This window comes from Paenibacillus yanchengensis, assembly GCF_042684845.1.
Lineage (GTDB): Bacteria > Bacillota > Bacilli > Paenibacillales > Paenibacillaceae > Pristimantibacillus > Pristimantibacillus yanchengensis.
This window is the reverse complement of the sequence record NZ_JBHUMH010000064.1, coordinates 218,648-241,654: the sequence shown is the minus strand read 5'-3', so window position 1 is coordinate 241,654 and position 23,007 is coordinate 218,648. Positions and strand designations below refer to the sequence as shown.

The following is a 23,007-nucleotide window of genomic DNA, read 5'->3' as shown; positions in this document are numbered from 1 at the left end:
CACTAATGTATCATGATATAGATAAGCCAGCTCATATGAGCTGGCTGTATAAAATTTTGGAGCGATTTAATTGTTTTACTGAAACATAATTAACGATAAGTGCAAGGTAGATGAATTAAACAAACGATCTTTTTAACATTTGCAACCGTTGATTCGCTGTATCGACGATATGTTTTGGAATAGTAGCATCGTAATCAAGTCCACGGGGATAAGTAGATAGACCCATATAGACGTGTTCTATTTCTAACATTGCATGAGGGTTTTCTAGTTTACCTTCAATCGCTTTCGTGTTGACGCGTAAGTAGTAATCCGAGCCAGATGAGCGATCTGTTAGTTTTAAATCATATGTAGCACGATAGTAGTCCCATTGCCAGCGGACAAAGCCTATTTTTTCGGCATTGGCATCGAGATAGTGCAGTTCGGATTGAACGCCGTTTAAGCCACTATTATCAATTATCATTGTACTTCCTCCCAAATTTATTTATATCTTGGTTATTCATCTTTTCTCATGATAGTATGTTTCAACCGCTTACGCAACCCTAACATAATACTTTTACTAGAACAACTATTGTTTTATTCGAAAAAAGTTCATCATTTATTGGATAGATGGGAAGGAAGGCGACGAATATGACTAAGCAAGTGCAGCAGTTTTTGGCACAACATTTTCCTAAAATTGTGGAGTGGAGAAGATATTTGCATCAATATCCTGAAATATCGTTCCAAGAGAAACAGACAGCTCTTTGGATTGAACAGCAGCTACAACAAATAGGTTGTGAGGTTGAGCGAAATGAGGAAGGCTATGGTTTGGTAGTAACGATACATGCAGAGCGACCGGGACCTTTCATCGCGCTTAGGGCAGATATTGATGCGCTCCCTATCCAAGACGAAAAAGAAGACTGTCATTATCGCTCACAAATCGCACAGGTAATGCATGCGTGTGGGCATGATGGGCATACAGCCGCATTGTTAGCAATTGCCTCTTATTATAAGCAACACAATGACTGGTCAGGAAGTCGTAGATTGATATTTCAACCAGCAGAAGAAGTTTCGCCAGGTGGTGCGCTTGGTATGATTAAGGCTGGTGCATTGCAGGATGTAGATGTTATCTATGGCGCTCATTTGTGGACACCACTGCCGTATGGTCAAGCGGCAACGACGGGTGGACCGTTTATGAGTTCAGCTGATGAATTCGCGATTGAAATTATTGGTAAAGGCGGCCACGGCGGTTTGCCTCATGAAGCAATTGATTCTATTATAGTAGCGACTGATTTTGTACAAGCGATCCAAAAAATAATCAGTCGTAATATAAATCCGCTTGCTCCAGCAGTAATATCTATAGGCTCTATAAAAGCTGGTTCGGCAGCTAACGTTATTGCAGAACGTTGTTATTTGAATGGGACGATACGTGCTTTTGATGAGCAAAATAGACTATATTTGATGAAGCGAATAGAAGAGGTGTTGCAGCATATATGTGCATTGCATGGTGCAACTTACGAGCTGAAGATAAAACAGGGTTATCCATCTTTGATTAATGATAAACGTGAAGCAGCACGCTTTTTTTCAGTAGCAGAGCAACTGCTAGGTTCCACTCACACGGTGAGAGCAGAACCGATTACAGTTTCAGAAGATTTTTCGTACTACTTACAGGAAGTGCCTGGTTGCTTTATGTTTGTTGGGGCAGGAAACGATGAAATAGGAGCGAATTACCCGCATCATCATCCGAAATTTAATATTGATGAACGGGCAATCATTAACGCAGCTGCGTTGCTTATTACGCTTGCAGAAGACTACAGCATAAATCATAGTTAAAAATAAACTATTGATCTTCCCAGACGCTAACAAGTTCATTGTTGTGTGTATACAATTCAGCAGGATCAGCATCAGATAAGTGCCAAATATGGTCAGCTTCCCAGACGATTACATTAGGGAGGCTGTTTTTTATGGCTTCTTTTCCAGAAATGAGTTGTACAGTACTATGCGCTGGCAACGTATATTCATGGAAAGTGTACGTTTGATTGTCCTTCACACTTACTAGTTTCCAACCATCTAAATCAATGTCGTGAGAAGAAGTATTGGAAATATAAACCGTTTGTTTTTGTTTGTCAACCTCTAGTTCAAAGCGAGAATCGACTATTTTTTTCAGCGGTATCGCATCCACCAAATGATCCAATTCTGTTTCCCAAATTCCACGTTGCAATTGTTTGGCTGATTGTTCTAACTTTTTATACTTATTTTCCATTTTTACATTTGGTTCCTCAATATGAACTTTGGCTAACCCTTGTATTAACAATAATTCGTTTAATATTTTACCGTTTTTAAGTTCAACGATCGCTTCAAGTACACCGTCGCTATTCATTGGCTGCTCATCAAAAGTTAATTTGACTTGTTCCGATGACTGTAACTCCGTTTTGATTAGTTTTGTTGCTGCTGCACTATATTCTTCTCCTCGAGCACCAAGTGCTAGATGTTCAGGCAATTGTAACGACAACAATTTCACTTGTTTGATTTGTTTGTCAACAGAAATTTCAATAATTTCACCATTTATATAATTAGCGACTGTCAGCCACTGACTTTCTTTTGGTATATGTTTATTGCTGTTTGTTGATGCTGAACAAGCGACTACTATGGAGAATAGCAGCAACAAACATAACAATTTCACTATAGAATTCATAATGTAATGCCTCCTGCGATTTGGATGAAGAAAATAAGATGTTATTACTATACCATATCCTAACTGAAATCAAGTAATAGATTCACGTTTAGGCATAATTTTTCTTAGAATCTCTCATACTAAATGATAATGATGAAGGGAGGGGCGCTCAAATGGACATACGGCTAAAACAAAAGTTTGCAGAAGACAAGCCTATTTCTATTCAATCTGATTTGACGATTTTATTAGATGATCGAATGGAGCAAGCAGATGAAGTGAAGGAGCGACTAGCTATATGGGCAGAGTTACAAAGTATGGCTGGTCATATCCATTTATATAAAATAACGACGTTAACGTTATGGAATGCAGTTAGTATGGGGGAAAATGACAAGAAGTTGTTACAGTGGTTGAAAGAAAAAAGTATGAACGGATTACCGTTGCAGGCGGAAGGTACAATTAGAGGCTGGATCAGTAGATTTGGAAAGGCTGTCTTATTCTATCATGAACAGCATTTAATCTTAGCATTTGATCCAAGTTTGTTAGCAAATCACTCCTTTGTAGAATTAATCGATCAGTGGTGCGTAGAACAAGTGACAGAAACAAGATATATTGTTAATCCGGAAAATAGAGGCATGATAAAGCAGCATTTCACACGAAGTGGTTTTCCAATTATTGATCAGGCAGGTTATATTGCCGGAGAATCGTTGGCAGTTCATCTTCGGACTAAAACGAGTAGTGGCGAGCAGTTAGCACTTCGCAGCTATCAGCAAGAAGCTGTCGGGCGCTGGCATCATCAAACGGAATGGTTATGTGGTAGTGGTGTTGCTGTATTACCATGTGGAGCGGGTAAAACGATTATTGGTATAGCGGCGCTTTGTTTAGTAGGAAAAGCTACCCTCATCTTAACTAGTAGCGAAACGTCGGTGCAGCAATGGAAGCGTGAATTAATCGATAAAACTACGATTCGAGAAACAGACATTGGTATTTATAGTGGTCTTACACGAGAGGTAAGGCCAATAACGATAGCTACCTATCATATTTTAACCCATCGTCGCCATAAAACAGCAGCATTTGAACATATGAAATTATTTACAGAGCGCCAATGGGGAATGATTATTTATGATGAAGTTCATTTGTTACCGGCTCCGGTATTTCGAATGACTGCCAATATACAAGCTACAAGAAGACTTGGTTTGACAGCGACGTTAATTCGTGAAGATGGCTGTGCAGAAGACGTATATTCTTTAATTGGGCCGAAAATTTATGATATGAATTGGAAAAAAGCTGAAAGTATGCAAGTGATAGCGACAGTAACCTGCACGGAGATATCCATTCCCCTTGATCCGTCTATGACATCAGATTATGAATCAGCAACAGTTCGTCAACGATTGAGGCTAGCAGCAGAAAATAAACGTAAAGAGGTTGTAGTACAGCAGCTTTTGCACAAACATGAAGATGAACCGATTTTGATTATTGGTCAATATTTAGAACAACTAATCGAAATAGCTGCGTTGATTCAAGCTCCGATTATTACTGGGCAAGTACCTCAAGCAAAACGTGACGAGTTATTTCAGCAATTTAAAGCGGGTAAGATAAAGCGGTTAGTATTGTCCAAAGTTGCCAATTTAGCCGTTGATTTACCTGATGCGCAAGTGGCTATTCAAATATCGGGAAGTTTTGGTTCGCGTCAAGAAGAAGCACAACGTATTGGTCGATTGTTACGACCGAAACGCGATAACCAAGCTTGGTTTTATACTTTGGTGACAGATCAGTCGAAGGAGATGGAATTTGCCTTGAAGCGGCAACTATTTATGCTGGAGCAAGGTTATCATTATGAACGAGTGCATTGGGATGATCAGGAGCAGGAGGTAGAACGAAAATGATGGTGGAGGATCAGCAGTTGGCGAAGTTACTTCATGAGCTGCCAATCGAAGTAAAGGCAGTACTTCGTTGCTATGTAGAGCGATTTCATACGATGGAGGTAGAAGAAGAACAATTAATAGCATTTTTGCAAAGTAATACGGTGTTAAGTGGATTAAAATGTTTGCTAGCTATTCATACACTGGAACAAGCGGCAATCTTAAAGCGCTGTTCTTCTATGTCTAGTGAATCAACGTATACGATGTCACTTCAAACATATTTATATGTACAAAAAGGATTACAACTGCATCAACCTGTCTATGCAACGGATGAGATGGAGCAACAAATGTGGTTAAGTGGCGAATTTTTTTCTGGAACGAAACCATTATCAGCACAAATGTTTGTTTTTTTATCAGCATTGGCACGGACCGATATGAAGTTGAATAACAATCAGCAGTTTTCGAAAAAGTGGGTAGAAAAAGTAAGTAAACGATTAGATATAACAGATACTTCGTTGATTGAAAATGGTGTCCATGTTAAGGCAACTTCCACTTCCATCGTTGTTCACTTATTATTGGAACTTGCCATTCGTTTGCAAATAATAGCGGTCAATGGTAAAAAACTGCAATGGAACAAATCACAATTAATGGCATGGTTACAGATGAATAGTTATGAACGTGAGCAGCTACTACTTACCCAATGGTTTGATTGGTTGCTGCAATATAGTGCGATAAAATCGCATCAATTAGCATTATTTCACAATGTAGAAGTCGATCGCTGGGCAGTAGTTACTCATCCTACTTTTATTCAAATACTTAAACTGTTGCAACTAGTTGGAGTAGTAGAAGTAATCCAAAGTTCGACTCCTTTGTCCAAGGATCAGACCTATTTCTTTCGCAAAATTGTTCGCTCCAACCAACAAGTGGAAGGACTAACAATGCAGGAAAGTGGAGATATTATTGTTGCTTATGAGCAATACTGGTTACGTTGGGAATTAGAAGTGATTGCAGATTGTATTAGTGAAGAAGAATGGGTGATATATCGCTTTTCGGCTGATACGCTAGCATTGGCAGTGGAGCAAGGGAGAAACAGGGAACGATTACTACATTTTTTACAAAGTAATCATGTAGAAAAAGAGCTGCCTGCAATATTGTCAACGATGTTACAGCAATGGATGCCTCACCATGCTGCTCCGTATGTTGTTCAAGCAATGTTGTTAGATTGTCAATCTGCATCGATTGCAGATGAATTAGAACAAGCAGCAGTTAAACAACAGCTATCGTTACAAAGATTAGGCGAGCAGCATTTTATTGTAGATTCGACCATCGTGCCGCTCATTCGTCAGTGGTTGCTGAAAATGGGGCATCCGATGCAGAGTGGGACCAAGACGATAGCGCCTTTAGATGAGCCGGCCGCTATATGTTATCCCTTGTTAGATACAAATATAGCTATCATAGAGGAGGATAAGCAGCTACAAGAAAGTAAAGTGATTTTACCTGAGTTAGAACTGGATGAGATCATGAGAAATGTTATGTCAGATAGTATGCTCCATACGACGTTGGAACATCTTCATCGCTTACCGAGACAATGGACGGATAAATTACAAACGTATCATGCTTCAACTAAAAGACAAATCATGGAACAGGCTATTGTTTGTAAAACAGAAGTGTTAATAGTAATTAATAATCAGAAATATATATTTATTCCACAATCGATTGTAGAATTAGACAATGGGTGGGTAACTGTCGGACATTACGCTGTAAATGCTAATACTGAAAGGGATGATTTCCATAGAACAATAGTACGACTAACGGATCATGAATGGCAAGCGATGCAAATTTTAAAACCAAGCTTGTAATTTACTGGTTATCTACTATTCATTCATGAAGTAGTTGTGTTATGATAAATAAGGAATAGAAATGAAATGAGGTGGTGAAATGTTTACTGCAGAGCATACAGAGCTTCTGGAAGTAAATACAGCGCGGACAAGTATACCTACGATAGATATGGCTACATTACTGACGAGCGCATATGAATTAGGGGATTCTATTAATCAGTCGGCTGAAGTAGCTGAATTATTATATTGGGAGAAACAAGTGCAAGAAAATACCGAGGTGGCTGAAATTACTAAAAAATTTCAAGTTGCCAAAGAGTTTTTTGCAGAGTGTCAACGTTTTGGACGGTTTCATCCAGATTTTCATGAAGCACGTGCCAAAGTAAAGGAATTGGAACGTGATTTAGCTGCTCATGAAAGTGTTGTTAAATTTAAAGAAGCAGAAAATGCCGTAGATCTTATGCTTTATGAAGTAGCATCTTTGATCGCAGAGGCTGTATCCGCTAACATTAAAGTTCCGAGTAATGGGAAGCAAAAAGGCGGTTCTTGTGGCAGTGGCGGTTCTTGTGGCTGCGCCAGTGGTGGTTGTGGTTAATAAATGACGATGAACAGAAATTAGCTGTATAGGATGTTAGTGAGAGGAACAGCTAATGATGATATATTGAGGAGTGGGGCAATGTTACCTGAACGAATAGGTTACATTATTTGGGTAAGTGATTTGAAATCTGTCAAAAACTTGGATCGCTACGGAACCGTTCACTATATATCTAAAAGACTTCATTATGTTGTGATGTATGTGAATGCAGATCGTGCAGAGGAAGTTTTGAAGCAATTGGATAAACAATTTTTTGTCCGAAAAGTAGAGCGTTCTTATCGTAATGAGTTAAAAACAGAATATACAAAAAATACGGAAGATAAAACTCATTTTTATAGTATGTAATGGGTAGAACTGCACTATCATTTATTTTAGTGTACAAACAGAAACAGCTTTTTCGTTGATAGTTATACAATCAGCGAATACGAAAAGCTGTTTCTTTGTTATCATTACTAGTAAAATTAGGATATAGGGAATAGGTGAGTGACGATTAGGAGGGATATTGTTTATGGTAGAGCAAAAAATAATAGAAGCAGATTTACATATGCACACGACAGCATCTGATGGAATTTTAACGCCAGCAGAACTAGTACAAGCAGCAGAGAAAACTTCACTATCAGCGATTGCAATTACGGATCATGATACTGTCTTTGGTGTGAAAGAAGCAATAAAAATTGCGAGTAAACAACTTGTTATTATTGCTGGTGTTGAAATTAGTACGGTATTTCAACAAACGGAAATACATATTCTTGGCTATTTTATTGATGTAGATAATGAATTGCTACTCACTAGATTAGCAAGCCAACGGAATGCTCGTGATAGACGTAATGAACTTATTATTAATAAGCTTCAGCAACTAGGAGTTTCTATTACGATGGAACAGTTTTTGAGCAGATACGAACAGGAACGTGCTGCCCAACATTCTATAGGTAGACCACATATTGCACAGCTATTGATTGAGATTGGAGTCGTGCCGTCGATGGACGAAGCATTCCGGCTTTATTTAGCAACAGGTGCTCAGGCGTTTGTCGCTGTCCCGCGAATCACACCAGAAGAAGCAAGTGCGTGGATTAGAGAAGCGGGTGGTGTAAGTGTTATCGCTCATCCAGGGATATATCAGCAAGATGAATATGTAGAACAATTGATTGCCAAAGGGATGGTAGATGGGATCGAAGTATATCATTCCGACCATACGGAGTTACAGCAGCAATTTTATTTGGAGTTAGCAACGCAGTATCATAAGTTGGTCACTGGTGGTTCGGATTTCCATGGTATACGTAATGGGGTAAGTTATCATGGCGACCTTGGTCAGCGAGGAGTTTCCATGCATGAAGTAGAGCAACTTCGTAGAGCTACACAAGCATAATAATTGAAAAGCAAGTGATGTGGAGTAAGTACAAAAATGTACTGTACTCTTCAATCACTTGCTTTTATTTTATTTAACTTACTTTGAACGGTAGCGACTGCACGAAATTTTCTTCCGGAGTCACATAAATTGTTTTTTGTTGATCATAGATGACGAACCCTGGTTTGGCTCCATTCGGTTTTCGAACATGACGTATAGTCGTGTAGTCGACTGGTACGGAGCTAGAGTTACGTGCTTGACTATAATATGCTGCAAGTATAGCTGCTTCTTGTAAAGTTGCTTCGCCAAAGTCGGTAGATCGAATAACAACGTGTGATCCGGGAATATCTTTGGTATGTAGCCAAGTATCCGAAACATGAGCTACTTTGTTCGTTAAATAGTCATTTTGTGTATTGTTTTTACCTACAATTATTGTAATACCTTCCGAAGATGTATAGTGCAGCAGTGTAGGACGGCTGCTCTTTTTCTTTTTGGAGCCTTTTTTTACTTTTTCTTTAAGATAGCTTCCAGCAATTAATTCTTCTCTAATTTCTTCAATGTCAGCGAGTGATGCATTGTCTAATTGTTGTAGTATAGTGGTAAAATAATCGATTTCTGCTTGAGCGATAGCCGATTGTTCCGTAATATAGCTTAAACTATTTTTAATTTTATTATATTTTCGGAAATATCGTTGTGCATTTTCTGCTGGAGCAATGCTTGGATCAAGCGATATCGTTAGTGCTGCGGCATTTTCATCATAAAAATTATTTAAAGTAACTTCTGTATCCCCGCGATTTATTTCATGCAAGTAAGCAGTTAACAGTTCGCCACGAATCCGGAAATCATCGGCTTGTTGCGCATCTTCCCATTGTTCTTTTAATTTATTAATTTTACTTTCGTTTTTGTTTTTTTCATTTTGTACGAAGCGGATGAGATCACTGGCACGTTGTTTGACAGTATCTCGATCTGCTTTTGTACCATAAAAGTATTCCAAACAATGATGGATGGATGGGAATTCTGTGTGCTCTCCTGCAATATGAGTAAGTGGAATGGCTGAAAAATACGTTTTGTCAGTTGCAGTTTCTGTTACAACGGTTGGTTCGTACTGTTTTTGTTCGATCTTACTTTTTAATTCGGATAAGCTAGACCAAAGGGAAGGCAGCTGTTCAGCGTTGTATAAAAGTTGTTTAGCTGTGAGAGGGCTTATCCCACTAAATAATTGAACGATCCGTTTTTCCTCTGGGACCATTGCTAAATCCTCTTGATTCCATAAATCTTGAAATTGTTGCTCATTATCTATCGTAAGCAAATTAACTTTATGCTGTGCTGGTGGTGCTATATAGTCAACGCCTGGTAAGATTACTCGATGGCTACTAATGGCGGGAGTGACATGATGAATACCGTCATGGACAATATTACTTTCTTCATCTAGCAAAATAATATTGCTATGTCGCCCCATAATTTCTATAACAATTTTTTTCTTGCTCCAATCGCCAAGTTCATCACGTCTTACAATGTCAAAGTGCAAAACCCGCTCCAGCCCAACTTGTGTAATGCTTTCAATAACGCCCCCTTCACAATGTTTGCGCAGTAACATACAAAACATAGGAGCTTCAATTGGATTGACAAACGTTCGTTCCGTGAAGTGAACTCGTGGATAAGTAGGGTTAGCAGATAGTAATAATCGTTTCTGCCCTTCCGGTGTTCGCAGTGTAAAAATTAGATCGTGTGGATTCGGTTGATGAATTTTATATATGCGTGTGCCAATGTAATTAGCTAACTCCGCTGCAATCGCCGAAACAACAATTCCGTCCAAAGCCATCGTACATCCCTCTTTTCTATCTGTATTTATCTATCATGCCATAATTGTTCAAAAAACTTAAGTAGCAATTGTGATATTTTACAGTTTGTCCGAATATATTGCACTAGATGGCTGTCCACAGGACTTGGCAAATTACGGGAGGGAGTCATAGGATGGAACAAATGAAATGGCACCAGATGGAGATTGATCGGCTGTCAGACGCCGTACAAAGTTCAACAAAACATGGACTAAGTAAAGAAGAAGCGGCAGAACGATTAGCAAAACTTGGACGTAATGAGTTGTCGGAAGGAAAAAAGGTATCTCCTTTTGTACTTTTTTTCAATCAATTTAAAGATGTGATGGTATTAATTTTGCTAGGTGCTACATTGATTGCTGCTTTTCTAGGGGAGTATTTAGATGCAATTACAATAGTAGCTATATTGATTCTCAATGCGGTTCTTGGTTTTGTGCAGGAATTTCGAGCGGAGCGTTCGTTACAAGCATTGAAGGAACTATCTGCACCAGAAGCTAAAGTGTGGCGTGATGGAGAATTGCTAGAAGTTCCGGCACGGGACCTTGTTGTAGGTGATATTGTTATATTGGAAAGTGGCGATCGGGTTCCGGCTGACTTACGCTTATTTGAAGCGAATAGTTGCTATATAGAGGAATCAGCTTTAACGGGTGAATCTGTACCTGTGAATAAGAAAGTAACAGCTATTATGAATGAGGAACTACCGCTCGGTGATCAGCGAAACTTAGGGTTTATGGGTACGATGGTGACGCGTGGAACAGCAAAAGGAGTCGTTATTCGTACTGGCATGGATACGGAAATGGGCAAAATAGCTGATCTTATTCAATCAACAAAAGAGATGGAAACTCCGTTGCAGCATCGACTAGCACAGCTTGGGAAGTTGTTAATTGTAGTTGCAGTAGCACTTACAATTATGGTAGTCGTTGCTGGTATTGTTCATGGACAGCCTGCTTACAATATGTTTTTAGCTGGAGTTAGTTTAGCGGTAGCGGCGATACCAGAAGGTTTACCTGCAATTGTTACAATCGCTTTAGCGATGGGTGTACAACGGATGATTAAGCGAAAAGCTATTGTACGTAAACTACCTTCGGTCGAAACATTAGGCTGCGCTTCTGTCATTTGTTCGGATAAAACAGGAACATTAACTCAAAATAAAATGACCGTAACTAAATTGTGGGTAGGCGGCAAACAGTATGATGTTACTGGTGAAGGATATACGCCAACGGGACAGTTGTTAGCAGCTGGAAAATCGGTCGATTTTAAACACGATACATCTATTAAACGATTGCTACAAATTAGTGCACTATGTAATAATGCTCAGCTTGTTACAAATATTGAAAAAGTAGATAAATCGAGGAAAGCAGTGGAGCAAGAAGAGTGGCGACTAAAAGGTGATCCAACGGAAGGTGCACTTGCTGTACTTGCTACCAAATTTGGATCATCGGCGAAAACATTGTCTAGTTTATATACGCGAGTAATGGAATTTCCTTTTGATTCAGAACGCAAAAGAATGTCAGTTGTACTTAGTCATCAGGGTGGGCAACTCATCTGCACGAAAGGTGCGCCTGATATATTGTTAGACAAATGTAGCTATATTTTATCGGGTGGTCATGTTGTACCGTTAACTGCTACATTGAAAGAACAAGCAGCTAAAGCTGGAGAACAAATGGCACAATCCGCTTTGCGTGTATTAGGGCTTGCTTATCGAGAATTAAAAGACAATGAAAAGTGTGAGTCGGAACAAATGGCAGAAACGGGACTAGTTTTTGTCGGTCTTACAGGGATGATTGATCCGCCGAGACGCGAAGTAAAAGATGCTATCGCTACTTGTAAACGAGCAGGAATTAAAACGGTTATGATAACGGGCGATCATAAATTAACGGCAGAAGCGATTGCGAGCGAATTAGGTATCGTTCCTCGTGATGGAAAAACATTAAGTGGACAGCAGTTAGAAGCGATGTCTGATGAAGCGTTACAAGACATCGTTGATGATACTTATGTCTACGCACGGGTATCGCCAGAGCACAAATTGCGTATCGTTAAAGCATTACAAAATAAAGGGCATGTCGTCGCTATGACTGGTGATGGGGTCAATGATGCTCCCGCTATTAAAGCGGCAGATATTGGTATTGCCATGGGTATTACAGGAACAGATGTTACGAAAGAAGCAGCTTCTCTCGTCCTTAGTGATGATAACTTTTCGACAATTGTTGCTGCTATAGAAGAAGGTCGTGGCATCTATGAAAATATTCGGAAATTTATTAGATACTTATTAGCATCGAATGTGGGCGAAATATTAGTTATGTTTTTGGCGATGATGGCTGGTTTACCACTGCCGCTCGTTCCAATTCAAATTTTGTGGGTGAATTTAGTAACGGATGGTCTGCCAGCGATGGCGCTTGGTGTAGATCAAGCAGAAAAAGATTTGATGCAGCACAAACCGCGAAAAGCAAAGGAAAGCATTTTTGCTAGAAGATTAGGTTGGAAAATAATTAGTCGTGGTATTTTAATCGGTATATGTACGTTAGGTGCTTTTTGGCTCACTTTAAAAGAAGGTACGGGAGATGAACTTAGTCTGCGAACTGCTCAAACGGTAGCATTTTCAACATTAGTTATGGCGCAGCTTATTCATGTGTTTGATTGTCGTAGTTCCAGATCGATCTTTCATCGTAATCCATTCCAAAATAAATATCTTGTATTAGCAGTACTTTCTTCTGTCTTGCTTTTACTCGGTGTCGTTTATATTGATGCATTACAACCAATTTTCAAAACGGTAGCTATCGGCTTTAGAGAGTGGTGTCTTGTTATTGTAGCTGCTGGAATTCCAACCTTTTTCATGGGGATCGGTAGTGTTTTGGGTAAGTCAAAACCTCGTAAACAATGGCCGACTAATGCTAAACCAGCTACTCGTTAATAAAGTGTAAAATTTGTATTAAAATATTGTACAGGAAGAGCGTTGCTAAGTTGTTCAAGTAGAACTTAGTTACACGCTCTTTTTTGTCTATTATGCTATAAAAACTTCAAAATATCGTAAACTTTGCGAATGAGGTGAAATGTTTTGACAATATAGCTTGTTGAACTAGCAAAAATCAATTAAAATAAGGCATAAGTTCATAAAGGCGATCTTCGTGTATGGCTCTATTCATTTTCGTCAACACTAGGTAACAATTCATATTTTGCTCTATTTCATGTTACTATGTTATACATAAACGAAAATATTAGATCATATTGTGGAAAGACCGTAGGCGGAGGGAGGATCTGGAATGGCTATTAAGCTAATTAATATCGGATTCGGAAATATTGTTTCGGCGAATCGAATAATATCAATTGTTAGTCCAGAGTCAGCTCCGATTAAACGGATTATACAAGAAGCCCGTGATCGACAAATGCTGATCGATGCAACATATGGGCGACGGACTCGAGCTGTTATCATTACAGATAGCGATCATGTTATATTATCAGCAGTTCAGCCAGAAACAGTGGCACATCGTCTCTCAACAAAAGATGATGATAACGACGAATAGTACAGGGAGTATTGTGCAGATGGGATTGTTAATTGTGTTATCCGGTCCAGCCGGCGTTGGTAAAGGGACAGTATGCACTGCGCTACGCAAGCGCATGCCAGAAATTGTATACTCTGTTTCAGCAACAACGAGACAGCCGCGCGCTGGTGAAGTAGACGGGGTTAATTATTTTTTTAAAACAAGGCAGCAATTCGAGCAGATGATTAAGCAAGATGCATTGTTAGAATATGCCGAGTATGTAGGAAACTACTATGGTACACCTCGTGAATTTGTTGATCAAACACTAAGTGCGGGGAAAGATGTTATACTAGAAATAGAAGTGCAGGGAGCTATGCAAGTAAAAGAAAGGTTCCCCAACGCAATTTTTGTTTTTTTGTTGCCGCCATCTATGGAAGAATTGAAACAACGCATTACTGGTCGAGGAACGGAAAGTCAACAGACGATAGATATTCGTATGGGTGTTGCTACGAAAGAAATGGAACTGTTGGAACATTACCACTATGCGGTCGTTAACGATGAAATCGAAGCGGCATGTGATCGCGTTCGTTCTATTATTATTGCGGAACATTGTCGAAAAGATATTGTTATACGTTCGCGATCAGCAGCAAGTGCAATAGGTAATAAACAATAGGTTAGGAGAATGTAAAATGTTATACCCATCGATTGATGAATTGTTAAAAAAGGTTGATAGTAAGTATACGCTTGTTGTTGCTGCATCCAAACGCGCTAGAATGTTGCGTAATGGAGATAAATTGATTATAGAGACGCCACAGTCACATAAACATGTTGGTGTAGCGCTCGAAGAGATTTATGAAGATCATCTTAAAGTAGAATCGATACCTACAAAAGCCGAATAGTCAGAAGAATTTCTAGAATGGAGTGCAGCTGGTTATAAGTTGCGCTCCTTTTTTACCAAGTAAAGATATGAGGAGGAATTAGCATGGAAGATTTACGTTATCCCATCGGTAAATTTGAATACATCGGTATGTCCGTCATACAGCGTACGGAGTGGATAGAAGTGCTGGAACAATTCCCAAATCGACTTGAACAAGAAGTAGCAAAAATGACTGAAACGCAACTAGATACCCCTTACCGTCCAGATGGTTGGACAATGAGACAAGTTATACATCATTTGGCTGATGCATTAATGAATAGTTATATTCGATTTAAACTAGCCATGACAGAATCTAACCCAACGATTAAGCCGTTCGATCCAGATGGATGGGTCAATACGGTAGATAGTCGATATGGTGCAGTAGCTTCTAGTGTGGCGATTATTCAAGGTGTGACTACAAAACTGGTTCATTTGTTACGTGGGATGGAGCAAACAGATTTTCATCGCCAGTTTTACCATCCGGAGCGTGGAAGTCAAGTAAAACTAGCTTATTTTTTAGGATGGACAGCGTGGCATGTAGAACATCATTTGGCACATATTACGAGCGGGCTTCAAAGGCTAGACAAATAATTATGATGTAAATAACTACTATATAATAAAAATTATACTACTGATTCTTTTGTGACAGGAGATTAGATAATGAACAGTTCAGTCAGTACTGTAGCAGGGAAAACAATAATATTAGGAATAACAGGCGGAATTGCAGCATACAAAAGTGCGACGATTTGTAGCAGGTTAGTGCAAGCAGGAGCGAATGTCCATGTCATTATGACAGAGTCAGCGGCCAAGTTTATTACACCCCTCACATTACAAACGCTATCACGTAATCCTGTACTAATTGACACTTTCGATGAACGTAATCCTGCCGTTGTCACTCACATTGATTTGGCTGATCGTGCAGACTTAATTATTATCGCCCCTGCTACAGCTAATACGATTGCCAAACTTGCTGGAGGGTTCGGAGATGATATGTTGAGTACGACTTTACTTGCTGCAACATGTCCGTTAATTATTGCTCCAGCGATGAATGTGCATATGTATGAGCATCCAGCAGTAGTTCATAATATGGAAAAACTTGCGGAGCGTGGTGCTTTATTTTTGGAACCAGGCACAGGGCAGTTAGCTTGTGGCTATGTAGCGAAAGGTCGTTTGGCGGAGCCAGAGGAAATTGTGGAAGCTGTTGCGAATTGGTTCGCACGACGTAATCAGCTAGCGGGCAAAAAAGTAATAGTTACTGCGGGCGGCACGGTGGAGAGACTTGATCCTGTACGCTATTTGACGAATGATTCATCAGGGAAGATGGGATATGCGATAGCAGAAGCTGCTTATATGATGGGAGCAGATGTGACACTTATTTCTGGTCGAGCAACGATAGCTCCCCCTGCTCATGTTCATACGATACAGGTTGAATCAGCGGAGCAAATGCTCGAAGCAGTTCTGGAACATTTTCATCAGGCTGATATAGTCGTTAAAGCAGCAGCGGTTGCTGATTATCGCCCGGTATTGCAGGCGAAGCAAAAAATGAAAAAAACAGCGGATCAGTTAACGATAGAACTTGAGAAAACTACCGATATTTTACAAACGATTGGGGAGCAGAAAAAGGGTCAATTTTTAGTGGGCTTTGCTGCGGAAACCAATAACGTTGAACAATATGCGATGGATAAATTGCGGCGAAAGCATTGTGATTTAATTGTAGCCAACGATGTAAGTGCAGAAGGTGTAGGGTTTGATGTTGATACTAATGTTGTACAAATATATAATGCAGCCGGGTTAGTCACGACGATACCGCTCATGCAAAAAAGTAGCATTGCTACACAATTGATGGAAGTAGTTGCTGCTTGTCTTACGGAGAAGCGGAGGTTATAGCATTGATAGCTAAAGTAATTGTCGATGTGCCGAGCCGTCAAACGGATCGGCCTTTTGATTATATAGTGCCATATCACTTACAAGAATGGGTAGAAGTAGGTAGCCGAGTGGGCGTTCCTTTTGGTGGAAGAGTGCTGCAAGGATTTGTAATCCAATTGCAAGAAGAATCTAGATTAGATCAGCATAAACTAAAAGAAATAGCCGAACTGTTGGATGCCGCTCCGCCGCTATTACCTGATTTGATTGAACTGGCAAGCTGGATGAGTCACAAATATTGTTGTTCCCACACACAAGCGTTGCAGGCGATGATTCCTGCGGCACTTAAAGGGAAGGAAGAGCGATTTATATCGATTAACGATGATGAATCAGACGAATGGAAGAGTCGCGTCTCTGCCCCGCTACTGCACTGGTTAGAACAGCACTCCCCAAAAGCAAATTGGACAGTGATGATGGAGCAATTTCCGGATGAGGCTGCAGAGATTCGCAAATTGATTAAAGACAACAAGCTGCAGCTGCAAAGTTATATTAAAGATAAGTTAGCAGTGAAAAAAGTACAGGCGGTCTATATGCCTATGCAAGTGCAGCAGCAACCATTTGACGCACTACTAGATCAATTAGCTAAAACGGCTTTAAAACAAAAAGAAGTATTGCAATATATGTATGAGCAGCCGCAAGAACAAACTATTCCGATAGTAAATGTAACAAAGGAATTAGAGTGCGCCACTTCGACGGTTAGAGCATTGGTAGAAAAAGAGTTGCTTATTCAAATAGACTTGGAGCAACAACGCGATCCCTATGCTGGTCGTCATTTTAAAACAACGGAACCGTTACTTTTAACCGAAGAACAACAGCTTGTTTTTGAACAAATCGCAATAACGCTAGATAAACAACAACCGTATACTTTTTTATTGCAAGGAGTTACGGGTAGTGGCAAAACGGAAGTTTATTTGCAATCAATTGATCGTTGTCTTAAAGATGGACGGCAAGCGATTGTTCTTGTTCCAGAAATATCGTTAACTCCACAAATGGTTGAACGGTTTAAAGGGAGATTCGGTGACCAAGTAGCTGTCATGCATAGTCGTTTGTCGGGTGGAGAGCGCTATGATGAATGGCGCAGAATCCGCAATGGAGAGTCTATGGTTGCCATAGGTGCTCGTTCGGCTATATTTGCTCCTTTTCAGCAATTGGGGCTTATTATTATCGATGAAGAACACGAATCTAGTTATAAACAAGAAGAGAGTCCAAAATATCATACCCGTGATGTAGCGGTCCGACGGGCGATGATGCATGGAGCTACAGTAATACTTGGTTCTGCTACACCTTCTTTAGAAAGCTACGTTGCTGCCAGCATGTCCAATCCGAAAGGAAAACTGTCAGAAGATAAACGAGCTGCATTGCTATCGATGACGAAAAGAGTAAATGACCGAGCATTACCAGAAGTTACTGTCATTGATATGAAAGAAGAATTGCTAGCTAATAACCGATCGATGTTTAGTCGGCGATTACATGAGGCGTTACAGGAACGATTGCAAAAAGGTGAACAATCTGTTTTATTATTAAATCGACGGGGCTTTGCTACTTTCATTATGTGTCGCAGCTGTAGTTACACGATGATGTGTCCACACTGTGATATCGCACTAACTTATCATCAAAAGTCACAAGTAGTTCGTTGTCATTATTGCGGTTATGCCGAGCAAACACCGACAGTATGTCCTGCTTGCACTAGCGAGCATATTCGTTTTTTTGGAACAGGTACACAAAAAGTTGAAGCGGAATTAGCCAAACTGTTTCCAGGTATTCGAGTTATTCGTATGGATGTAGACACGACTAGCGGTAAAAATGCTCACGAACAATTGTTGAAGCAATTTGAAAGCCGTAAGGCTGATGTGTTGTTAGGGACGCAAATGGTAGCAAAAGGATTGGATTTTCCTTATGTGACACTGGTAGGCGTTATTGCAGCGGATACTTCGCTACATTTGCCTGACTTTAGAGCAGCGGAACGTACTTTTCAACTATTGACGCAAGTGGCTGGTCGTGCAGGAAGACATCATCTACCTGGTGAAGTGATCATTCAGTCCTATACTCCGGAACATTATGCGATTGTTACCAGCCAGCAACATGATTACGAAACTTTTGTGCAACAAGAATTACAGCATCGTCGTATGCTAGGATATCCGCCATATTGTCGGCTAGCTGTAGTTACGATGTCCCATGATCAATTACCGCTATTATCGCAAGTAAGCCATCAATTTGTGGAAGATTTGCGTCAATTAGCTGATCATGAAGGAGTACTCGTTCCTTTGTCCAGTGGCTTTCCCAGGTCTTTGGAAGTATTGGGGCCAGTAGCATCACCGATTGCAAAAATGAAGGATCGCTACCGTTTTCAATGTGTGTTAAAATATCGAGGGAGCATAGATATTGCAGCGCTAATTCAAGGTACGCTCCATCAATATAAAGAGAAATCAATACAAAAGAAAATACAATATAGTATTGATATTGATCCGCAAGTTATTATGTAAATATTTACTAAAGTAAAGGATGAACATGAAGATGAGTATTCGTTTAATAGTGAAAGATCCAGATCCAGTATTGCGTGAAATCGCAAAAGAAGTAACAAAATTTAATTCTAATTTGCAAAAGTTGCTGAAAGATATGGCAGAGACAATGTACGATGCCGAAGGTGTTGGACTTGCCGCTCCACAAATTGGAATATCGAAACGTATTATCGTTGTTGATGTAAAAGATGAGCGAGGATTAGTAGAAATTATTAATCCAGTTATTGTAGAACAATCGGGAGAGCAGATAGGACCGGAAGGTTGCCTTAGTATTCCTCACTTGAACGGTGAAGTAAAGCGAGCAGATCACGTAGTCGTTCATGGTCAAAATAGTGTTGGCGAATCCATTGTGGTAGAAGGTAGCGGTTATTTTGCTAGAGCGCTGCAACACGAAATTGATCATTTGAATGGTATTTTGTTTACGGACGTTGCTTTAAGCGTTTATGACATTACAGAATTTGCTGCCAGAGAAGAGGAATGATGATGCGGATCGTATTTATGGGTACGCCTGCATTTGCTGTGCCAGCTTTAGAGCAATTGTTACAGCATAATTACGAGGTAGTGGCGGTTGTTACACAACCTGATCGTCCACAAGGTAGAAAACGAGTACTAACACCTCCGCCCGTAAAAGTAGCTGCAATGGCAGCGGGACTGCCTGTATTACAGCCAGAAAAAATGCGCAGCCCAGAAGCAATTGCACAAGTTGCAGCTTATCAACCTGATTTAATTGTTACTGCTGCGTATGGTCAAATATTACCGAAAGCAGTATTGGACTTACCTAAATACGGATGTATTAACGTTCATGGTTCGCTGTTGCCTCAATATCGAGGTGGAGCACCTATTCAACGGTCGATTATAAATGGTGAGTCAGAAACAGGGATAACGATTATGTATATGGCTGAAGGTTTGGATACGGGAGATATGATTAGTAGCGTAGTTGTACCTATTACAGAGAGCGATACTTCGGGAACTTTATTTGAAACGTTAAGTGAAAAAGGGGCAGCTCTTTTAATCGAAACGTTACCTCGTTTGTTAGCTGGAGAAATAGTAGCGCAAGTGCAAAATGAAGCAGAAGCGACCTATGCCCCTAACTTAACACGTGAAGATGAACGATTAGATTGGAATAAAAGTGCTACTGCCCTTTTTAATCAAATTCGTGGATTGTCACCAATGGCAGGTGGGTATACGATTTGGCAAGATCAACCATTTAAAGTATGGGCTTCTTTGCCGAATCAAGCAGAAGCGACAGCTCATCCTGCGGGAACGATTGTCACAGTAGATGATGATGGTGTTTATGTACAAACGGGTGATGGTGTTTTATTATTACAAGAAGTGCAGCCAGCAGGGAAAAAGAAAATGTCAGCTAATGAATGGGCAACCGGTGCTCGGATCAATAGTGGTCAAGATCGCTTTACGTCTGGTGACTCCCTATGAAACAGCCCAAATCAACAGGAAATCAGCAGGGGAGTCGTAGTGCCAATCGATTGGGGAAAGCCCCGGCAACGTCTGCGCGTGAGCTAGCATTGCAAGTGCTACAAGAAGTTGCAGAGCATGGAGCTTATAGTCAGATCAGTTTAAATCAGCGTCTACAGCAAGCACAATTATCGGGTGTAGATGCTGGTTTGGCTACTGAAATAGTGTACGGAACTATTCAACGAAAACGTACGATTGACTATTGGTTGATACGGTATGTAGCTAAAGGAATAGATAAATTATCACCGTGGGTATTGCAGTTATTACGAATGAGCGTTTATCAACTACTCTATTTGGAACGTGTACCTGATCATGCTATTGTGAACGAAGCGGTTAATTTGGCGAAAAAGTATGGGCATAGTGGTATTTCTGGTATGGTTAATGGCATACTTCGAGCGATGATCCGGCAGAAAGCAGATATTATTCCAGAAAATATAGAAGCAAAGAACGCAATAGAACGCATATCATTCATGCATTCTTATCCAAAGTGGTTGGTGAAACGTTTAGTGGCTACATACGGTGAACAAGTGACTGAGGCGATATGTGAAGCGAGTAATTTGCCAGCTCCAGCTAACTTACGAATTAATCCGTTAGTAACATCAAGAGAAGCTGTTATGGAAACATTGGAAGAAGAAGGATATAACGTTAGACTATCATTGCTTTCTTCCTTGGGAATTGTTGCCCTGAACGGTGGGCATCTTGCTAGTCATCGTGATCATATAGCAGGTCGCTTTTCATTGCAAGATGAAAGTTCAATGCTAGTAGCTGAAGTTGCTAATCCTAAGCCAAACAGTCAAGTGCTTGATTTGTGTGCTGCACCAGGTGGGAAAAGTATGCATCTTGCTCAGTTATTACAGGGAACGGGCAAAGTTTGGGCAAATGACATTCACCCCCATAAGCAAACTTTAATCGAGGAGCAAGCGGTTAGATTATCGTTGTCCAATGTAGAGGCTATTGTAGGGGATGCGCTACAGATCAGTGAACGTTTCGCTCCGGATTCGATGGACGTCGTACTTTTGGATGCTCCTTGCTCTGGATTTGGTGTTATTCGCCGTAAACCGGATATTAAATGGACGAAGTCGGCAGCAGATATTGTCGAAATTGCTAATTTGCAGCGTCAATTATTGCAAGAAGCAGCGAAGCTAGTAAAAAGAGGTGGTGTGCTATTATATAGTACATGTACCATTGAACAACTGGAAAATGAACAGCAAATAACAGCTTTTCTAGCAGAGCATCCGCAGTATAAGTTGGATAGTAACTGGTCGGAAAGTATATTGAAGGTGCTAGCGGATAACAATGTAATAGATGACTCATTTAATGGTATGTTGCAATTGTTGCCTCACCACTTTTATACCGATGGATTCTTTATAGCACGAATGGTAAGAACTGACTAGTTAAGTGAGTATAGCTAGCGTTATGTAGCTCAATAAGTATCCTTATGGTAAAATAAAACGATGGCCATACAGTTGATCATGAGCAAGGAATTATTTTTAGCTGTTTTGACCATAATTTTTAGTACAGGTGTGATGAGATGAAACCGATAATATATGATTATACATTAGAAGAATTACGACAATGGATGCTAGATAACAAGCAACCAACTTTTCGAGCTGATCAATTGTTTGATTGGTTGTATGTTAAAAGAGTAACTAGTTTTGAGGATATGTCCAATTTGCCGAAAATGATGAGAGAACAACTTGACGATCAATTTCGTTTTGTTGCTTTAGAAGAAATCACACGTTTTGAATCCAAAGATGGAACGGTGAAACTGTTATTCGGATTGCATGACCAACATGCAATTGAAACAGTAGTTATGCGCCATAATTATGGGACTAGCATATGTGTAACGACACAAGTAGGTTGTCGGATTGGATGTACGTTCTGTGCCTCTACTTTAGGTGGATTGAAACGTAACTTAACCGCTGGTGAAATTGTAGCCCAAGTTGTAACAGCACAACGAATGCTTGATGCTACCAATGAACGGATTTCTAGTATCGTAATTATGGGATCAGGTGAACCATTTGAAAATTACGATGCTACACTTAACTTTTTAAAAATAATGATTCATGAACGTGGTTTGAATATTGGTCAGCGCCATATTACAGTTTCTACAAGTGGAATTGTACCCGGTATGTATAAGTTTGCGGACGAAAATACGCAAATTAATTTGGCATTATCGATTCATGCTCCGAATGATGAATTGCGATCCAAATTAATGCCCGTTAATCGTCGCTATCCGTTCGATGAAGTAATGGATGCTTGCCGTTACTATATAGCGAAGACGGGAAGAAGAATTTCCTTTGAATATGCTTTAATTGGCGGTGTCAATGATCAGCCTGAGCATGCAGAAGAACTGGCAGAAGTGTTAACGGAATTACTTTGTCATGTGAACTTGATTCCAGTAAATCACGTACCTGAGCGCAAGTATGTACGTACATCACGGAATGAAATATTTGAGTTTCAACGTATATTGGAAGAAAAAGGTGTTAATGTTACTATTCGCCGTGAGCAAGGGCATGATATAGCAGCTGCTTGTGGACAATTACGAGCGAAACATATGGAAAAGACGACGAGGTGA

General features: G+C 40.0%; 20 protein-coding genes. 17 read left to right on the top strand and 3 right to left on the bottom strand.

Annotated features, from left to right (window positions below):
- Positions 1-115: 115 nt before the first annotated feature.
- Positions 116-460, bottom strand: coding sequence for a YugN family protein (locus tag ACFSTH_RS21025; protein WP_377773565.1), 345 nt, complete (start codon positions 458-460; stop codon positions 116-118).
- Between the two features lie 167 nt (positions 461-627).
- Here ACFSTH_RS21025 and ACFSTH_RS21020 point away from each other — a divergent pair, with 167 nt between their 5' ends.
- Entirely contained in the window at positions 628-1,809 is a 1,182-nt protein-coding gene (locus tag ACFSTH_RS21020; protein ID WP_377773563.1) for a M20 metallopeptidase family protein, read from the top strand.
- 7 nt (positions 1,810-1,816) lie between these two features.
- Here ACFSTH_RS21020 and ACFSTH_RS21015 read toward each other — a convergent pair whose 3' ends face one another.
- Positions 1,817-2,671 (bottom strand): thermonuclease family protein, encoded by an 855-nt coding sequence (locus ACFSTH_RS21015; RefSeq protein ID WP_377773561.1) that lies wholly within the window; start codon positions 2,669-2,671, stop codon positions 1,817-1,819.
- Between the two features lie 152 nt (positions 2,672-2,823).
- On the opposite strand from ACFSTH_RS21015, the gene ACFSTH_RS21010 reads away from it, so the two are divergent.
- From ACFSTH_RS21010 to ACFSTH_RS20990, 5 genes are all read left to right on the top strand, one after another.
- Positions 2,824-4,533 (top strand): DNA repair helicase XPB, encoded by a 1,710-nt coding sequence (locus ACFSTH_RS21010; protein WP_377773559.1) that lies wholly within the window; start codon positions 2,824-2,826, stop codon positions 4,531-4,533.
- Positions 4,530-6,368: a helicase-associated domain-containing protein gene (locus ACFSTH_RS21005; RefSeq protein WP_377773557.1), complete on the top strand. Its 1,839-nt coding sequence runs from the start codon at positions 4,530-4,532 to the stop codon at positions 6,366-6,368. The genes ACFSTH_RS21010 and ACFSTH_RS21005 overlap by 4 nt, the downstream gene beginning before the upstream one ends.
- Positions 6,369-6,447: 79 nt before the next feature.
- Positions 6,448-6,939, top strand: coding sequence for a YlbF family regulator (locus ACFSTH_RS21000; RefSeq protein WP_377773555.1), 492 nt, complete (start codon positions 6,448-6,450; stop codon positions 6,937-6,939).
- A gap of 81 nt (positions 6,940-7,020) precedes the next feature.
- Positions 7,021-7,284 (top strand): YlbG family protein, encoded by a 264-nt coding sequence (locus ACFSTH_RS20995; RefSeq protein ID WP_377773553.1) that lies wholly within the window; start codon positions 7,021-7,023, stop codon positions 7,282-7,284.
- 163 nt (positions 7,285-7,447) lie between these two features.
- Positions 7,448-8,305 carry a PHP domain-containing protein gene (locus tag ACFSTH_RS20990; RefSeq protein ID WP_377773551.1) on the top strand — a complete coding sequence of 286 codons (858 nt, stop codon included), beginning with the start codon at positions 7,448-7,450 and terminating at the stop codon, positions 8,303-8,305.
- A gap of 73 nt (positions 8,306-8,378) precedes the next feature.
- Here the strand turns inward: ACFSTH_RS20990 and ACFSTH_RS20985 are convergent, their stop codons facing one another.
- Positions 8,379-10,106, bottom strand: coding sequence for an Rqc2 family fibronectin-binding protein (locus ACFSTH_RS20985; RefSeq protein ID WP_377773549.1), 1,728 nt, complete (start codon positions 10,104-10,106; stop codon positions 8,379-8,381).
- A 152-nt stretch (positions 10,107-10,258) separates the two neighbouring features.
- On the opposite strand from ACFSTH_RS20985, the gene ACFSTH_RS20980 reads away from it, so the two are divergent.
- The 11 genes from ACFSTH_RS20980 to rlmN all read left to right on the top strand — a co-directional run bounded on the left by ACFSTH_RS20980 (position 10,259) and on the right by rlmN (position 23,007).
- A complete protein-coding gene (locus ACFSTH_RS20980; RefSeq protein ID WP_377773547.1) occupies positions 10,259-13,030 on the top strand; it encodes a calcium-translocating P-type ATPase, SERCA-type in 2,772 nt (923 codons plus the stop codon).
- Positions 13,031-13,379: 349 nt separating this feature from the next.
- Positions 13,380-13,640: an extracellular matrix/biofilm regulator RemA gene (gene remA / locus ACFSTH_RS20975; RefSeq protein ID WP_331702333.1), complete on the top strand. Its 261-nt coding sequence runs from the start codon at positions 13,380-13,382 to the stop codon at positions 13,638-13,640.
- 13 nt (positions 13,641-13,653) lie between these two features.
- A complete protein-coding gene (gene gmk, locus ACFSTH_RS20970) occupies positions 13,654-14,271 on the top strand; it encodes a guanylate kinase (protein ID WP_377773545.1) in 618 nt (205 codons plus the stop codon).
- Between the two features lie 16 nt (positions 14,272-14,287).
- Positions 14,288-14,497: a DNA-directed RNA polymerase subunit omega gene (gene rpoZ / locus ACFSTH_RS20965; RefSeq protein ID WP_377773543.1), complete on the top strand. Its 210-nt coding sequence runs from the start codon at positions 14,288-14,290 to the stop codon at positions 14,495-14,497.
- 83 nt (positions 14,498-14,580) lie between these two features.
- Positions 14,581-15,105 carry a YfiT family bacillithiol transferase gene (locus ACFSTH_RS20960; RefSeq protein WP_377773541.1) on the top strand — a complete coding sequence of 175 codons (525 nt, stop codon included), beginning with the start codon at positions 14,581-14,583 and terminating at the stop codon, positions 15,103-15,105.
- A gap of 69 nt (positions 15,106-15,174) precedes the next feature.
- The gene (gene coaBC / locus ACFSTH_RS20955) at positions 15,175-16,401 is read left to right on the top strand and encodes a bifunctional phosphopantothenoylcysteine decarboxylase/phosphopantothenate--cysteine ligase CoaBC (RefSeq protein ID WP_377773539.1); all 1,227 of its coding nucleotides are present in this window, start codon (positions 15,175-15,177) and stop codon (positions 16,399-16,401) included.
- 2 nt (positions 16,402-16,403) lie between these two features.
- Positions 16,404-18,920, top strand: a complete 2,517-nt coding sequence (priA, locus tag ACFSTH_RS20950; protein ID WP_377773537.1) for a primosomal protein N' — start codon at positions 16,404-16,406, stop codon at positions 18,918-18,920.
- Positions 18,921-18,951: 31 nt separating this feature from the next.
- Complete coding sequence (gene def, locus ACFSTH_RS20945; protein ID WP_377773535.1) at positions 18,952-19,437, top strand: peptide deformylase; 486 nt, start codon at positions 18,952-18,954, stop codon at positions 19,435-19,437.
- Between the two features lie 2 nt (positions 19,438-19,439).
- Complete coding sequence (gene fmt / locus ACFSTH_RS20940; RefSeq protein ID WP_377773613.1) at positions 19,440-20,390, top strand: methionyl-tRNA formyltransferase; 951 nt, start codon at positions 19,440-19,442, stop codon at positions 20,388-20,390.
- A complete protein-coding gene (gene rsmB, locus ACFSTH_RS20935) occupies positions 20,387-21,823 on the top strand; it encodes a 16S rRNA (cytosine(967)-C(5))-methyltransferase RsmB (protein WP_377773533.1) in 1,437 nt (478 codons plus the stop codon). The genes fmt and rsmB overlap by 4 nt, the downstream gene beginning before the upstream one ends.
- A 137-nt stretch (positions 21,824-21,960) precedes the next feature.
- Positions 21,961-23,007 carry a 23S rRNA (adenine(2503)-C(2))-methyltransferase RlmN gene (gene rlmN, locus ACFSTH_RS20930; RefSeq protein WP_377773531.1) on the top strand — a complete coding sequence of 349 codons (1,047 nt, stop codon included), beginning with the start codon at positions 21,961-21,963 and terminating at the stop codon, positions 23,005-23,007.

Excerpts from the sequence above, each read along its gene's own strand:
- ACFSTH_RS21015 (WP_377773561.1), bottom strand. The coding sequence starts at position 2,671 with ATGAATTCTATAGTGAAATTGTTATGTTTGTTGCTGCTATTCTCCATA.
- remA (WP_331702333.1), top strand. The coding sequence starts at position 13,380 with ATGGCTATTAAGCTAATTAATATCGGATTCGGAAATATTGTTTCGGCG.
- ACFSTH_RS20960 (WP_377773541.1), top strand. The coding sequence starts at position 14,581 with ATGGAAGATTTACGTTATCCCATCGGTAAATTTGAATACATCGGTATG.
- fmt (WP_377773613.1), top strand. The coding sequence starts at position 19,440 with ATGCGGATCGTATTTATGGGTACGCCTGCATTTGCTGTGCCAGCTTTA.
- ACFSTH_RS20980 (WP_377773547.1), top strand. The coding sequence starts at position 10,259 with ATGGAACAAATGAAATGGCACCAGATGGAGATTGATCGGCTGTCAGAC.
- ACFSTH_RS21000 (WP_377773555.1), top strand. The coding sequence starts at position 6,448 with ATGTTTACTGCAGAGCATACAGAGCTTCTGGAAGTAAATACAGCGCGG.
- ACFSTH_RS21025 (WP_377773565.1), bottom strand. The coding sequence starts at position 460 with ATGATAATTGATAATAGTGGCTTAAACGGCGTTCAATCCGAACTGCAC.
- coaBC (WP_377773539.1), top strand. The coding sequence starts at position 15,175 with ATGAACAGTTCAGTCAGTACTGTAGCAGGGAAAACAATAATATTAGGA.
- ACFSTH_RS21005 (WP_377773557.1), top strand. The coding sequence starts at position 4,530 with ATGATGGTGGAGGATCAGCAGTTGGCGAAGTTACTTCATGAGCTGCCA.
- ACFSTH_RS21020 (WP_377773563.1), top strand. The coding sequence starts at position 628 with ATGACTAAGCAAGTGCAGCAGTTTTTGGCACAACATTTTCCTAAAATT.
- rsmB (WP_377773533.1), top strand. The coding sequence starts at position 20,387 with ATGAAACAGCCCAAATCAACAGGAAATCAGCAGGGGAGTCGTAGTGCC.
- ACFSTH_RS20990 (WP_377773551.1), top strand. The coding sequence starts at position 7,448 with ATGGTAGAGCAAAAAATAATAGAAGCAGATTTACATATGCACACGACA.
- ACFSTH_RS20985 (WP_377773549.1), bottom strand. The coding sequence starts at position 10,106 with ATGGCTTTGGACGGAATTGTTGTTTCGGCGATTGCAGCGGAGTTAGCT.
- ACFSTH_RS21010 (WP_377773559.1), top strand. The coding sequence starts at position 2,824 with ATGGACATACGGCTAAAACAAAAGTTTGCAGAAGACAAGCCTATTTCT.
- rlmN (WP_377773531.1), top strand. The coding sequence starts at position 21,961 with ATGAAACCGATAATATATGATTATACATTAGAAGAATTACGACAATGG.
- rpoZ (WP_377773543.1), top strand. The coding sequence starts at position 14,288 with ATGTTATACCCATCGATTGATGAATTGTTAAAAAAGGTTGATAGTAAG.
- def (WP_377773535.1), top strand. The coding sequence starts at position 18,952 with ATGAGTATTCGTTTAATAGTGAAAGATCCAGATCCAGTATTGCGTGAA.
- ACFSTH_RS20995 (WP_377773553.1), top strand. The coding sequence starts at position 7,021 with ATGTTACCTGAACGAATAGGTTACATTATTTGGGTAAGTGATTTGAAA.